General features: G+C 28.9%; 13 protein-coding genes. 4 read left to right on the top strand and 9 right to left on the bottom strand.

The features are described 5' to 3' along the window. Nucleotides 1-4 precede the first annotated feature (4 nt). The 4 genes from IPM32_04310 to IPM32_04295 form a co-directional block, all read right to left on the bottom strand. On the bottom strand, nt 5-1,723 hold the full coding sequence (locus tag IPM32_04310) for a dynamin family protein (protein MBK8944477.1): 1,719 nt from the start codon (nt 1,721-1,723) through the stop codon (nt 5-7). 218 nt (nt 1,724-1,941) lie between these two features. Then, nucleotides 1,942-2,535 (bottom strand): class I SAM-dependent methyltransferase, encoded by a 594-nt coding sequence (locus IPM32_04305; protein ID MBK8944476.1) that lies wholly within the window; start codon nt 2,533-2,535, stop codon nt 1,942-1,944. Nucleotides 2,536-2,678: 143 nt separating this feature from the next. Further along, nucleotides 2,679-4,190, bottom strand: a complete 1,512-nt coding sequence (locus tag IPM32_04300; protein ID MBK8944475.1) for a catalase — start codon at nt 4,188-4,190, stop codon at nt 2,679-2,681. A gap of 17 nt (nt 4,191-4,207) precedes the next feature. Beyond that, a complete protein-coding gene (locus tag IPM32_04295; GenBank protein MBK8944474.1) occupies nt 4,208-4,594 on the bottom strand; it encodes a YbaN family protein in 387 nt (128 codons plus the stop codon). A gap of 91 nt (nt 4,595-4,685) precedes the next feature. Here IPM32_04295 and IPM32_04290 point away from each other — a divergent pair, with 91 nt between their 5' ends. The 4 genes from IPM32_04290 (at nt 4,686) to IPM32_04275 (ending at nt 8,947) form a co-directional block, all read left to right on the top strand. Then, a complete protein-coding gene (locus IPM32_04290; protein MBK8944473.1) occupies nt 4,686-5,627 on the top strand; it encodes a LysR family transcriptional regulator in 942 nt (313 codons plus the stop codon). A gap of 58 nt (nt 5,628-5,685) precedes the next feature. Then, the gene (locus IPM32_04285) at nt 5,686-6,048 is read left to right on the top strand and encodes a co-chaperone GroES (protein MBK8944472.1); all 363 of its coding nucleotides are present in this window, start codon (nt 5,686-5,688) and stop codon (nt 6,046-6,048) included. Between the two features lie 109 nt (nt 6,049-6,157). Next, on the top strand, nt 6,158-7,765 hold the full coding sequence (locus tag IPM32_04280) for a M2 family metallopeptidase (protein ID MBK8944471.1): 1,608 nt from the start codon (nt 6,158-6,160) through the stop codon (nt 7,763-7,765). A 15-nt stretch (nt 7,766-7,780) separates the two neighbouring features. Beyond that, complete coding sequence (locus tag IPM32_04275; protein ID MBK8944470.1) at nt 7,781-8,947, top strand: hypothetical protein; 1,167 nt, start codon at nt 7,781-7,783, stop codon at nt 8,945-8,947. A gap of 22 nt (nt 8,948-8,969) precedes the next feature. Here the strand turns inward: IPM32_04275 and IPM32_04270 are convergent, their stop codons facing one another. The 5 genes from IPM32_04270 to IPM32_04250 form a co-directional block, all read right to left on the bottom strand. After that, on the bottom strand, nt 8,970-11,615 hold the full coding sequence (locus IPM32_04270; GenBank protein ID MBK8944469.1) for a carbohydrate binding family 9 domain-containing protein: 2,646 nt from the start codon (nt 11,613-11,615) through the stop codon (nt 8,970-8,972). Nucleotides 11,616-11,843: 228 nt separating this feature from the next. After that, nucleotides 11,844-12,383, bottom strand: a complete 540-nt coding sequence (locus tag IPM32_04265; protein ID MBK8944468.1) for a DUF4252 domain-containing protein — start codon at nt 12,381-12,383, stop codon at nt 11,844-11,846. Between the two features lie 156 nt (nt 12,384-12,539). After that, nucleotides 12,540-13,091 carry a DUF4252 domain-containing protein gene (locus IPM32_04260; protein ID MBK8944467.1) on the bottom strand — a complete coding sequence of 184 codons (552 nt, stop codon included), beginning with the start codon at nt 13,089-13,091 and terminating at the stop codon, nt 12,540-12,542. After that, nucleotides 13,075-13,629, bottom strand: coding sequence for a hypothetical protein (locus IPM32_04255; protein ID MBK8944466.1), 555 nt, complete (start codon nt 13,627-13,629; stop codon nt 13,075-13,077). The genes IPM32_04260 and IPM32_04255 overlap by 17 nt, the downstream gene beginning before the upstream one ends. Then, nucleotides 13,630-14,160, bottom strand: coding sequence for a sigma-70 family RNA polymerase sigma factor (locus tag IPM32_04250; protein ID MBK8944465.1), 531 nt, complete (start codon nt 14,158-14,160; stop codon nt 13,630-13,632). Nucleotides 14,161-14,172 lie beyond the last annotated feature (12 nt).

Raw genomic sequence — 14,172 nt, 5'->3', positions numbered from 1 at the left:
CTGATTATAAATTCGAATTCACATCATTCTTCAACTTTATAAAATTTTCTTTAACCAATTTTATTTTTTCAAACAATGGATCAAGTCGCTTCTTTTCACTTTCAGTGTATTCGTAAAATGGAATAAAAGTACGATTTATATCTTCATAAATAAGACTTAATTTTGTATTTAATTTTTTGCTCAACTCATTTTCAAATTTTAATTTTCCGGAATCTAATCCTTCTTTAAATTGTTTCACAATTTTTGATTTCCTAAAAATTAAAACTCCGCCAGCGATTAATAAACCGGCACCGGTTAAAATTCCTCCGGTAATATCCATAAACGCTACTTGTGTTGTTGATAAAATAATTGCACCAACAATTGCAAGCAATCCGCCGCCCATTGCTGTTGGGGCAATATTGGAAGGATTAGAATTTAAGAAAGTTGTAAAAGAATCATTGGACATTAAATCACTAATTTTATTTTTTACATCTTGAATAACATGAAGACGTTCTTCGCCAATTTTCACGTAAAGTTCATCTCTATTAATTCTTTGCTGCTCTTTGAAATTTAATTCATCAATTAATGTTTGTAATAATTGTCTAATTCCGCTAAGAAAATGTTTAGCTCCGTCATCTGCAATTTCTTCAAACGATGTATGTAATTTATTTTCAAATCTTTTTTGAAGCTCTTTTATCCAATTGTTTATTGAACTTTCTTTATTAAAGATTGCACCAAATGTTCTTTTGAATAATGAAAACACTGACAATCCTTCTTCAAACTCTTCTTTAACTTCATTAGAGACTCTATCGTAATTTGCTACTAATCTATCGACTAAACTTTTAATTTCATATGTAGAATGTTTTTCGCCGGTTTCTAATCTTAATTTAATTTTTACCGCAAATGCTAAATCTTTTTCCAAAGTTAATTTCAGTTGATCTAAACTTGAATTGGTTTTTATAATTACTTGATCGGAAGTATCTAAAATTGATTGAAGTTTTAACTTTAAATGTTTTCCACCTGTAATTGTGTTGTGAATAAAATCTCTAATTTCATGGAAGCCGGAATTTTCTTTTCCTTCTATTTCTAAAATTGCAGAAGTTGTAAAAACAATAGGTGATGTAATTCCTCTTTGAATTGCATATTCCTTTACCTTTTCAATATTTATAGAAAGTTCATCTGGTCTTGCTAAATCGGCTTGCTGCAAAATAAACACAACGTGTTTTTTCCATTCTTCACTTACATAATCCAACAAATCCCATGCAGTTTGTGTGTGAGGATTTTTTGCGGGAAAGACAAATAAAACCAAATCACTATTGGGCACAAATTTTTGTGTAATTTCTTGATGATTTTTTATTATTGTATTCGTTCCCGGCGTATCAACAATTGCAATTGATTTTAATATTTCTGAAGGAACTCCGATTCTTTTATAAAATTCACTAAGTTGAGTTTCGTTTTTCGTTTCCGAATATTCTAACTTTTGCACAACATCCGTGCAAGGCGCAGCATCAACTTTACAAATGTCATCATTTAACAATGCATTTATAAAACTACTTTTTCCGGATTTAACTTCACCAACAACTACAAATAAAAATGGTTCATTAATGTTTGATCTTAAATCGCTTATAATTTTCTGAAAATCCGGATTTCCGGCATCAATGGTAAACTGATGAAGTTCTTTTAAGAAATCAATTAATTTGTATTTGTAAATATTGAAATTCTCATTAATCAATTGTATTTGCATTGGCTACTCAAATTGAAGTAAATTATTGATGAAATATAAGAAATGAAAAAATGATTTTAATCTAAAATTTTAATATAATGTTTGAAATAAGGAAAAAAGAAGAAACATAAATTATTTTGAATTTTATAATTGTTAAAATCATTATAACTCAATGTAAACAGTGCTCTATTTTCTAATTATTAATTATTAAGTAATTAATTGAAATGAATTTTATCAAATTATATTTTTCTTCCCACAAACTTAATTACAATTGCTTCTTGAGGAATTCCATTTTTCACGCGAGAGATTTTTTCCTTTTTCAGAATTTCAAAATCCAGATCAATAAAATTTTCAACAATTTCATCAAGCGAATAAAGTAGATTTAATGAGGAAGGTCCTTTTGTATTTAGTTTAAGATGATCTTTTTCATAAACTAAAATTATTACAGCTCCGTTTTGTTTTAGAGAATTAATAATTTGATGATCAAAATTTTCTCTCAGTTCTTCATCAACATGAAAGTAAATAACAAAAACTGCATCGTAAGTTTCTTGGGGATAATTAAATTCAATTGCATCAGCAATTTTGTAATTTATTTTTACATTATTTTCTTTAGCTAAATTTTCAGCTTTTTCTTTACCGTTTTCACTAATATCTAAGCAATCAACATTCCAGCCAAGCTTTGCTGCGTAAACCGAATTTCGTCCTTCGCCATCGCCAATAAATAAAGCATTTCCGGGAATTAATTTTTCAATTTCATCTTTAAAGAACTCATTTGGTTCTTTACCGAAATAATATTCTTCCGAACTATATCTATCATTCCATTTTTCTTTCATGCTGAAATTTAACTAATAAATTTGTGAAAAAAATATCTTCCTATGGATGAATTTTTTCATATAAACAAAAACCCCAAGAACACTGGGGTTTATTAAATTATTGAAAGAAAAATTAATAATTATGATTCAAAAATATGATTGAATTATTTATAATTTTCTTCAGTTGTACTTTCTACTAAATCCGAATATGATTTTGATGACCATTTGTCCAAATCTATATTCTCCATACCAAGAGCTTTTGCAACTCCTTTTCCGTATTCAAAATCTGCATTATAAAAATGAGCAAGCTGGCGGACTTTAATTCTTTCCGGTACTCCATCCATAGCACATTTAATATTATTAAAAAGTTGATTTTTCTGATCAGCATTCATCAGATTAAAAAGTTTTCCCGGTTGTGAAAAATAATCTTCATTTTCTCTATGATCATATCTGTCAGCGTCTCCGGAAATTTTTAATGCCGGTTCGTTGTATGCTGAATTTTGTTTTGGTCCGCCCATACTATTTGGTTCATAATTTACTGCTCCGCCATGGTTTCCGTCAAACCTCATATTTCCATCTCTGTGATAAGTATTTACTTCAGACTTTGATTTATTTACAGGAAGCGATGCATAGTTAACCCCAATTCTATATCGATGAGCATCTGCATAAGACATAATTCTTGCTTGCAACATTTTATCCGGAGAGAAACTAATACCCGGAACAATATTGGAAGGCTCAAACGAAGCTTGCTCAATTTCGGCAAAATAATTTTCAGGATTTTTGTTTAATTCAATAACGCCAACATCAATCAATGGAAAATCGCCGTGCGGCCAAACTTTTGTAAGATCAAAAGGATTTATATGATAAACTTCCGCTTGCGCTTCCGTCATCACTTGAATTTTGAAATTCCATTTTGGAAAATCACCATTTTCAATTGCATTGAACAAATCTCGTTGTGAACTTTCTCGATCTTTGCCAATTACTTCTGCAGATTCTTGATTAGTCCAAGTTTTTATTCCTTGTACTGTTTTAAAATGAAACTTAACCCAAAATCTTTCGTTGTTGGAATTAATAAAACTGTAAGTGTGACTTCCGTAACCATTAACAAATCTATAGCTTTGTGGCAAACCTCGATCGCTAAATAATATTGTAACTTGGTGCAAACTTTCCGGTGAAAGTGACCAGAAATCCCACATTGCAGTATTTGATCTTACATTAGTTTTTGGATCTCTTTTTTGAGTATGAATAAAATCACCAAATTTATATGGATCGCGGATAAAGAAAACCGGTGTATTGTTTCCGACCATATCCCAATTTCCTTCTTCAGTATAAAATTTAATTGCAAAACCTCTAACATCACGTTCTGCATCAGCTGCGCCGTGCTCTCCGGCAACTGTTGAAAATCTAATTAATAAATCTGTTTTCTTTCCAACTTCTGAAAAAACTCTTGCTTTCGAATATTTTGTAATATCATTTGTAATTGTTAATGTTCCAAATGCACCGGAACCTTTTGCATGAACAACTCTTTCTGGGACTCGTTCACGATTGAATGTTGCCATTTTTTCAAGAAGCTGATAATCTTGCATTAGTAAAGGTCCGCGTTTTCCTGCAGTTAAAGAATTTTGATTATCACCAATCGGTTGTCCATGTGCGGTTGTTAATTTTCTTTCGTTCATTTTGTTCTCCACGTTAATTAAATATCGTTTGTTTTTGATTGTAATTTAAAAGTCTTCATTGATAGAATATGTATTGAAACAATAATTGCTATGAGAAAAAGAAAAATTTGTAAGTAAACGTTTTGGATCAGAAAAAAAATTGTATATAAAATTGAAATCCACAATAAGGAAATTGAACTAATTTTTGCAATTAGCGGAACTCCGGTTTTTTCTTTGTAATTCCTAAGATAAATACCCAAATATTTATTTTGCAAAAGCCAAGTATTTAACTCTGGTGAGACTTTTAAAAAGAAATATGAAGCAATAAGTAAGAAAACAGTTGTCGGCAAAAGTGGAACAAATATTCCAATTATTCCAATTGCTACAAAGAAGATTCCTAATATTTTGAAAACTACTTTCTTCATTTATTAAATAAATTTTATAATGTTCAAGTTATTTCTTGATAAGTTATAAATCAAATTGATATTTTTGATATTATCATAAATAAAATTTATAATGACATTAACCCAATATTCATACATTATTGCAATTGATAATTACAAGAATTTTGCAACTGCCGCTAATCATTGCTATGTTACTCAGCCAACTCTAAGTATGCAGATTAAAAAATTAGAAGAAGAATTAGGCGCAATAATTTTTGATAGAAGTAAACAGCCGGTTGAAGCTACAGAGATTGGTAAAAAAATAATTGAACAAGCACGAATTGTACTAAAAGAGCACGAAAGAATTTTGGATTTAGTCGATCAAGAAAAAAGTGAATTAAGCGGAAAATTTAAAATTGGAATAATTCCAACAATTGCTCCGTATCTTATTCCGTTATTCCTTGTAAACTTCATAAATAAATATCCCAAAGTGGAATTGATTTTTGATGAAATTCAAACAGATCAAATAATACAGAAATTACTTAAGGATGAATTAGACACTGCAATTATTGCATCTCCAAGTTTCAAAAAAGAACTTATTGAAAAACAATTATATTATGAACCTTTTGTGGCTTATGTTTCTCCAAATCACAAATTCTATAATGAGAAAAAAATAAATGCAAAATATTTAAATGTAGAAGACGTTTGGCTTTTAAAAGAAGGACATTGTTTGCGAGATCATGTAATTCAAGTGTGTAATACTATTGAGAGAAAAAAAACCGGAAGTTTAAATCAGCTTAGTTTTGAAGGCGGCACTTTAGATACTTTAATGAAACTTGTTGATAATAATTTCGGAATGACATTGCTTCCGTTTCTTGCAACATTGGAATTAAATAAATCTGATAAAATTCATTTTGTAAGAGAATTTAAATCGCCGGTTCCTAAAAGAATAGTGAATATAATTTATCACCGCGCGCATTTAAAAAAACAACTTATTGATGCATTAGTATCTGAAATAATTTCTGTAATTCCAAAATCAATGTTAAAAAAAGATAATAGTTTAATTGTTAGTTAGTTTTTATAGAATACAAACTTTACTATTTTTGAAAATAAATTTTAAAATAAGATGAAATATGATTGATACAAAGAAAATAATAATTGTGGGCGACCGTGTTTTAATTAAACCCGAAGATGATTTAGAAAAAACCAACAGCGGACTTTATCTTCCGCCCGGAGTTAAAGAAAAAGAAAAAGTTCAAGGCGGATATATAATTAAAGCTGGTCCGGGTTATCCGGTTGCTTCTGCAATTGATGAAGACGAACCTTGGAAAAAAAATAAAGATACAAAATATATTCCCTTACAAGCTAAAGAAGGAGACTTTGCAATTTTTGTTCGGAAAGAAGCAATTGATATTGAACTTGATAAACAAAAACTTGTTATCGTTCCTCAATCTGCAATACTTCTTTTAATGCGGGATGAAGATTTATTTAATTAACATTCAAACAATTCTCAACTCAATATTTTTGTAGTCGCAAACTTTAGTTTGCGATTTTTATTAAAAACACTCAACTTAAAGGTTGAGGTTACATTCTATTGGATAAAAAATGGAAAAAGAATTTTTAGAATTCATACAATCATTTGAAAAAAAAGTTGTAAATCTAAGCAAAGAATTGAGTCTCTCTAATTTCAATGCTACAATTTCCGGCAAACCGGAAGATTATGAAAAAACCGCAGAACTTGAATTAAAACTAAAGAAAATATTTTCAAACAAAGAAGATTTTGAAAAATTAAAAAAGTTTAAGCATTCAATTCAAAATTTTGATTCGGTAAATCAGAGAGAAATTGAAATTCTATATAACACTTATGCTAGCTACCAGATTGAGGAAAAACTTATCGCAAAAACAATTTCCCTATCAAACAAGATAGAGAGAACTTTTGCAACTTACAGAGCAGAAGTAAATGGAAAGAAATTTACTGATAATGAAATTGATAAAATTTTAGAAAAGTCTAAAAATATAACTGAGCTTGAAGAAATTTGGAAGGCAAGCAAGCAGATTGGTAAAATGGTTAGCAATGATGTAATTGACTTAGTAAAATTACGAAATGAAGCCGCACAAAATTTAGGTTATAAGAATTATCATGAAATGAGTTTAAAGTTGAACGAACTTGAACCAGAATTTTTAGATAATCTTTTTGATGAACTTGATGAATTAACGCGACCAAAATTTTTGGAAATTAAATATGAAATAGATATTTATTTATCAAATCATTATCAAATTGAAAAAGAAAAATTAATGCCTTGGCATTATCAAGATAAATTTTTTCAGCAAGGACCAAGTATTTATGATGTTGATTTCGATAAATTCTTTGAAGACAAAAATATTGAAAAACTCACCGATGAATATTATACCGGAATTGGTTTGAATATTAAAGATATGCTTGCCAAAAGTGATCTGTATGAAAAGGAAGGAAAATATCAGCATGCATATTGCACCCAAATAGATAAATTAGGTGATGTAAGAGTTTTGTGTAACATCAAACCAAATTATAAATGGATGTCAACAATGCTTCATGAGTTTGGTCACGCAGTTTATGATAAATATGTAAGTCCAAAATTACCGTGGGCTTTACGGGAACATGCACATATTTTTACTACAGAAGCAATTGCAATGTTATTCGGAAGATTTGCATCCAATCCAAATTGGCTTGAAGAAATGATTGGAATAAGTAATGAAGAAAAAAATGATATTTCCGAAAAGAGTTTTAAAACGCTTCAACTAGAGCAAATAATTTTCTCATGCTGGGTACAAGTTATTTACAGATTTGAAAAAGCTTTATTTGAAAATCCAGATCAAGATTTAAATTCTCTTTGGTGGAGTTTAGCAGAAAAATATCAAGGTTTGAAAAAACCGGAATACAGAAATGAGCCAGACTGGGCTTCAAAAATTCACATTGCACTTTATCCGGTTTACTATCATAATTATATGCTTGGAGAATTGTTAGCATCGCAACTTTATTATTACATAAAAGAAAAAGTTTTGAAAAATAATTCATCTGAAAAAATTTCATTCGTTGGCAAAAAGGAAGTCGGAGAATATTTAATTAATTTATTTTTCTCATACGGAGCTTTATTCAAGTGGGATAAGCTTATCAAACGTTCAACCGGAGAAGAACTAAATCCGAATTATTGGATTAAGCAATTCGCAAATTGATTTATTGGTTTTAAATTGAAAGAAAATATTATCCCAATTTCAAAACTCGCTAAACAAAACTGGAAATATTTAATTGTAATATTTCTTGTGACTGAATTTCTGATTCTTTTAACAAATAAAATTGATTACTCAAATTCATTATACTCAAATTCAGATTTTAATAAATACATTTTAATGGCTGAAGCTTCGCCGCAATTGAATCAAGAAGTTATACGTCCGTTTGTTTATAGAATTGTTGTTCCTTGGCTTGCCGGACTTTTACCTTTTTCAATAATAAATAACTTTGTTTTACTAAATCATATTGCACTTCTATTTTTAGCGTTTTCCGTTTTCTTATTTTTGTTGGATAATAATGTTGGAATAAAATTATCATTTTTTCTCACGTTAACATTTCAACTTAATAGATATTTCTTTCTATACAATACTTGGAATTATTTTCAAGTTGGAGATGTAATTTCTCTTGGAATTTTATTCTTAAGTTTTCTTCTACTGAAACGTAAAAATTGGATTTTACTTTTTCTAATTTTTCCAATTAGTGTTTTGATAAAAGAATATGTTTTGCTTTTTCTTCCGGCGGGATTTGTTTATTTATTTTTAGAAAGAACATCTGCAAAAAATTATATTATTTATTTCATTCTTAGTTTAAGTTCAATACTTGTATATGTTTTAATCAGGATGATAATATTTTCAGAAGGCGGAGAAAGTTTGTATGTTCAATACACAACGCAAGTTATTTATTTCTCAAAACCAATTTTGTTGATTAAAAGATTTATTGTTCCATTCACACCGTTTGGATTAATTCCAATTATATTTTTTAGAGAAACGATTTTATTTTTCAGAAAACATTTTTACTTTTTAATTTTTTCAATAACTGTTATGGCACTTTCATTTTTTGGTGAACCCGAAAGATTGATGGCTCCATTAAGTGTAGCATTTATTTTATTTCTTTTCGATTTATTAAAATTAATTTTTAATGAAATTGACGAGAGAAAATTCAAACTAATTTTTGTTGTAATTTATTTTTTAATAGTTTTTACTGCGAGTTTTTATCACATTTGGGGAATAATAACATTACCAACGAAAGAATTATCGATGATATTTACAATTATGGTAAACGTATTAATGGCAATTTTATTTTTAGTTTTTAAGAATTTCTCAAAATTCAAAATAAAGCTATTTTAAAAAGATTTTCGCTTTTTAACTTTTAAAAATCCAACCAGTAAGAAAACTTTGCAAGAAAAATATTATTTGATTCAGCTTTAACTAAATTTCTAAAATCTCTTCCAAATTGTAAATCGCCGGGATTGTTATAATCATCTCTATCTTGCGACCAAACTAAATAAAATATCGAACCGGGTAAAACTTCCCAACGAAATACAAATGTTCCTCGAATAGATTTAAAATTAAAATTTGGATTACTAAAAGTAAATTGTTCCGAAGGTCCCGATTTATCTGGATCAATTGAATATTCATCATTCTCAGAATTATAACTTACGTCACCAATTTCCGAATAATTATTGTATTCTAAAGATTTTGATTTTGCCAATTCTTTGAAATTATCATAATTTCCTACAGAAATTAATGGCTGTAAGAATAATTGAAAACTCATTTGCGGTGTAATTGTCCAATTGAATCTTATATTTGATGAAATTGTTTTTTGATTTAGTTCACCGAAAACATATCTATTTTTAAAAGTATTATTTGCATTAACATCTGCAAAACTTCCAATCCATTGACGCTTATCTTTATTTATAGAATAATTAGGACCAAAGCTAAAGCTAAGCTGAGTTATAGGTTTCCACTCTAACTCTAATTCAATATCAAATGCATTGCTACCAAATTCATCATCATAATATGAAGTTTCTAATCCTAAAATTATTTTTTCTCTTGAATCAGTTGAAGCATTAATGGAAAGTGATTTTTGTGCGGGATTTTTTGCTAAAGGTCCACCGCGAGTTAAATTTCTTGAATATTCTTCAGTATTGTAAAATCCTTGAAAAACAAAGCTGTAATAATTGACAAATTGTAAATTAGAAAAAAGCATTACTCCATTGTTCAATAAATTTCCTTCAAAATCGTAATCTCTAAAATGAGCCATATAAATAGATTTTCTTCTAAAAATATTATCTGGATCGAACCATCTATAGCCTAAAACCAAATGCCCATTTATCTTATCAGCCATCCATTGAAATCCTAAATCACTATTTTCAAATCCTGGAGATACTGCACCTAAAGCTGTATTGATATAAAAATTTCCTTCTTGTTTATTTAACATAACTCTGCCATAATATCCAGCAATATTTGTTCTATTTGAATCAAGTTTCATATATGTAGCATCTGGTCTTTGGAAATATCTATATGGTTGTTCTTGAAGATAAGACATATATTCTTTTGAACCGCTTGTATAAGAACCAACAAAAAAACTTGTAATTACATATTGTTTTGCGGAATCTAAAAACGTCCATCCATCTAAACCAAAAGTATAAGCTTGGTTGCTTAATGAAGTTTTAAGATCCGCAGTTTCCAAATTTCTATTTACTGAAGTAAAAATTGCTCCAATTGATTGACGATTATCATTAAATTGTTTTTGTGTACGTAAAACTCCGTAATTTGAAAATGGCTCAACTTCAATATTAGATTTTTTTTCGTTTAAAGAAATCGTTGCAAAAGTTCTTTCTGTAATTGCGTTAATTGCACCAAGCGACCAGCTTTCATCAATCTTTCCAGTTAGTTTTGCTGCTCCTAAAATTCGTGTTTCTTTTGGATAATCTCCATAATCATAATCCGGCAAATTCCCTTGCGGAGCTCTTCCAATTCTTCTTGAATAAAATAGTTCCGGACTTCCAAAATTAAATCCCCAATTATTGTTTGCACCGCCAATTCCAAAATAAAACATATCTTGACCTTCAATAAAAAACGGTCGCTTTTCTTGAAAATATGTTTCGAATGCGGAAAGATTAATTACCGCCGGATCAACTTCTACTTGTCCAAAATCCGGATTTACAGTTGCATCCACATTAAAGTTACTTCCAATTCCAACTTTAAAATCTGCACCTACAGAAGTTTGATATTGATTTGCTTTGTAAAATGGATCACCCGAATCATGCTTTAAATATTGAGCTTTTTGAACTATATACGGTAAAAACTCGAGACGCTGTTTAAACTTTATTCCTTCCAATCCAACTAAATCAGCAAACTTTGAAACAAATCCGCTTTCACTCGGTGGAACCATAATGTAAAAAGAATTTTCTCCATTTCTTTTTATATCGCGGTTAAAATTAATTCCCCAAATCATTTTATTGCTTTCACTAAATCTTAATTGTGAAAAGGGAATTTTCATTTCCGCAGTCCAGCCGTTTTCATGAACTTTTGTTTTAGATTCCCAAATGCCATCCCAAGTATCGTCGTCCCAACTATCATTGAATAAAATTCCATCATTTATAGAACCACCGGGATTTACGGCAAAATAATATCCGGTTCGGTCATCATTATAAGGATCAAGAAAAAGGAAAAACCAATCTGAAGGAACCATATTATCTCTTCTCATCAAACTTTGATCAATAGAATCGGGATTTGTATCATAAAACATTCCGCTCACGTATAAATTTTCGTTATCAAATGCTACCCTAACTTCTGTATTTTGAGTTGCCGGCTTTCCTTCATGAGGTTCTTTTTGAATAAAATATGTTGTAGGATTTTGTTTCCAAACATTTTCTAATAATTCACCATCTAAAACTATTGTTTCAGAAGTTTTGTAAGCTTTTACTTCGTTTTGTGAAGGCAATTTTTGCGAAAATGTATTTACCGAAATTAAAGAAATTGTTAGAATAAGTAGTACATATTTCAACATAAATTACCTTTTTTATTTTGTAAACGGATTTGATTTAGATTTATTGTATTTAGACTTGCGAAATGAAAAATAGTTGTGAAATTTGTTTTAACAAAGTGTTTTGATCGAAATAGATTAACTAAAAATTTAAGGAAAATTTGAAACTTCTGAATCCGTTAACTAAATGACGGGAATCTACTGAATTCCCATTTTCGTGGGAATGACAAGCACTATTAGATTATTCAGAAGTTAATTATTCTCAGCAAGTTTTATATTGTGACCATAATCTCTAATTATTACATCCATTATTGCACCAAGATTTCCTTGAAGTTTAACCAATACAAGTTCTTCATCATTTAATGAAATTATAATAAGTTCGTTTATATCTTCATGAAAATTTTCTTTTAAAAATATTCCGGTAAGTTCATTTTCTTGAATAGTTTTAACAATTGGTTTCCATTTTTCATCATCAAAAGATTTTGAGATATTTGTTAAAAGTTTAAATGATGGATGTGAAAAATTACTCAATCTATTGTATACACCAATTTGAATATTTCTAATTTTTGAAAGCATTTCATCAACATTTTCTTCGGTATCTGCAAATTTTACAAATTGACTTGCGATAAAAAATCCTACGGGACCAACAGAAAATTCTATTTCTCTATCAAAATCATCATTTAAGCTTTCCAAAATTTGTGAACGAATATTCTTAAATTCTCTGTTTATTCCAATGCAACCAGAATTTAAAATTGAAATTCCGAATAATAGAAATAAATATTTAATTTTCATTTCATCCTCGCGGATTGTGTTTTCCTATTTAATCTTTTTTTTACATTTTTATCTTACTCTTAATCCTAATCTTATTCTTAATCATTTTTTGTAAACACTGAGCGATTATGATTAAGAGTAAGATTAAGAAAAAGATTTATAGAACAAAATTAAATTTCAATTTTCTTTCTTAATTCCATCCAAACCGGGAATATCAAATTTTTTGCCCAATTTTCCCAAAGCGTCCATATTAATATTTCCAACAATATTTACAAAAGCTGCCTCTCCGCCTTCATCAACAGTTACAACGGTTAATCCAACAAATTCATCATCGCCGGCAGTTTTCAAATATACATTTGCAACGTTTCCTTTTGATTTTGTTTTAACAACTCTATCCCATTTTTTATTCATCAAATCCTTGTCAATAGATTGCGCACGTTTCATCAAATCACCGGAATTATTTGGAGTTACAGCAAATGTATTTACTTTAATTAATTTTAATCCGCCTACTAATTCAGAAAGTTCCGGATCTTCATCCGTAAATTTGGAAACCATTTTCAATAATTTTTCTTCAATCAAAATTTCAGTAACTTCTTCATCGCTTTGAAGTGAAGTTAAATCACCAAAATTTACATAACCCGCATATTTTGAATAATCGTTTTCTTGTGCAGTAATATTTATTGCTGCAAAAAATATGGTAATCAACACTGATTTAATTAATGTTTTCATTTTTATTTTCTCCTTCTAAATAATCGTTTACTAAATTCAAACTTTGTTTAATTGGTTTGCTTACGCGTTTTGCAAGAACTTCTTGTTCAACGGTATTTTTTGTTTTATTCAAAACACTTGCAATTAATTCAAATGTTTCTCTGGTTTGTTTTTCGGCAATTTCAATTTCTTGTTTTGTATAATGTTCCTTTATTTCCGGTCGTTGAAAAACAAATGTTGAAATTATTGCTAAAATGAAAACTGTTGCCATAGTTCCGGAAAGCAAAGGTCGATTGAATAAAATATTATATATATCAGAAATCAGCGAATGTGAATTTATGTTTTCTGATTTTATGATTTTTGCAACATTATTTATAATATTTTCCGGACAATCTTCTATTTCCAAATTTTTAACCTTTTTGGCAGTAACTTTATATTCAGCCAAAGTATTTTTCACTTCAGAATTTTTAAAGGCAAGAAAATAAATTTCAAACTTTTTCCAAACCGAAGCATTTCTATATGCGACGTCAATAATTTTATTTAATAATTCTTCATTCACTTAAGCCACCTCTTGCAATTTAAATTTGCTGAGTTTTTCTTGTAATTGTTTTCGCGCTCTTAATAAATATACTTTTACGGAATTTATTGGAATATCAAGCGACTTACTAATTTCCTTGTATTTCATATTTTGCAATTCGTATAGAACAAAAACACTTTTTAAATTTTCCGGAAGTTCTTGAATCTGCAATTTTATATTTTCGTTTTGTAAATCATTTTCAAATTTCAAAACCGGATTTTCAGAATCTTTATTTTCAATAAATTCACTTACATCATCAATAGAATAAGGGTTTTTAGAAAAATCTGATTTTCGTTTTCTCAAATAATCTAAACATAAATTGTGTGTCGTTTTCATAATCCAAGTTTTTGCAGAAAGAATATTAAAGTTCCCCAAATTTTTCCAAATTCTAATCAGAACTTCTTGAGTAACATCTTCAGCATCCATTTTATTTTTTAACAAGTAAACAGAATAATTGTAAATTCTGCTCTTGTATTGCTGAACTAAAAAATTGTATTTTGTATCAGTTAACATAGTTTCTATACA

Source organism: Ignavibacteriota bacterium, assembly GCA_016716225.1.
GTDB lineage: Bacteria > Bacteroidota > Ignavibacteria > Ignavibacteriales > Melioribacteraceae.
The sequence above is the reverse complement of the archived record's forward strand: the minus strand, read 5'-3'. Positions and strand labels throughout refer to the sequence as shown.

Coding starts and splice junctions, on each gene's coding strand:
- IPM32_04310 (MBK8944477.1), bottom strand. CDS start 1,723: ATGCAAATACAATTGATTAATGAGAATTTCAATATTTACAAATACAAA.
- IPM32_04305 (MBK8944476.1), bottom strand. CDS start 2,535: ATGAAAGAAAAATGGAATGATAGATATAGTTCGGAAGAATATTATTTC.
- IPM32_04300 (MBK8944475.1), bottom strand. CDS start 4,190: ATGAACGAAAGAAAATTAACAACCGCACATGGACAACCGATTGGTGAT.
- IPM32_04295 (MBK8944474.1), bottom strand. CDS start 4,594: ATGAAGAAAGTAGTTTTCAAAATATTAGGAATCTTCTTTGTAGCAATT.
- IPM32_04290 (MBK8944473.1), top strand. CDS start 4,686: ATGACATTAACCCAATATTCATACATTATTGCAATTGATAATTACAAG.
- IPM32_04285 (MBK8944472.1), top strand. CDS start 5,686: ATGATTGATACAAAGAAAATAATAATTGTGGGCGACCGTGTTTTAATT.
- IPM32_04280 (MBK8944471.1), top strand. CDS start 6,158: ATGGAAAAAGAATTTTTAGAATTCATACAATCATTTGAAAAAAAAGTT.
- IPM32_04270 (MBK8944469.1), bottom strand. CDS start 11,615: ATGTTGAAATATGTACTACTTATTCTAACAATTTCTTTAATTTCGGTA.
- IPM32_04265 (MBK8944468.1), bottom strand. CDS start 12,383: ATGAAAATTAAATATTTATTTCTATTATTCGGAATTTCAATTTTAAAT.
- IPM32_04260 (MBK8944467.1), bottom strand. CDS start 13,091: ATGAAAACATTAATTAAATCAGTGTTGATTACCATATTTTTTGCAGCA.
- IPM32_04250 (MBK8944465.1), bottom strand. CDS start 14,160: ATGTTAACTGATACAAAATACAATTTTTTAGTTCAGCAATACAAGAGC.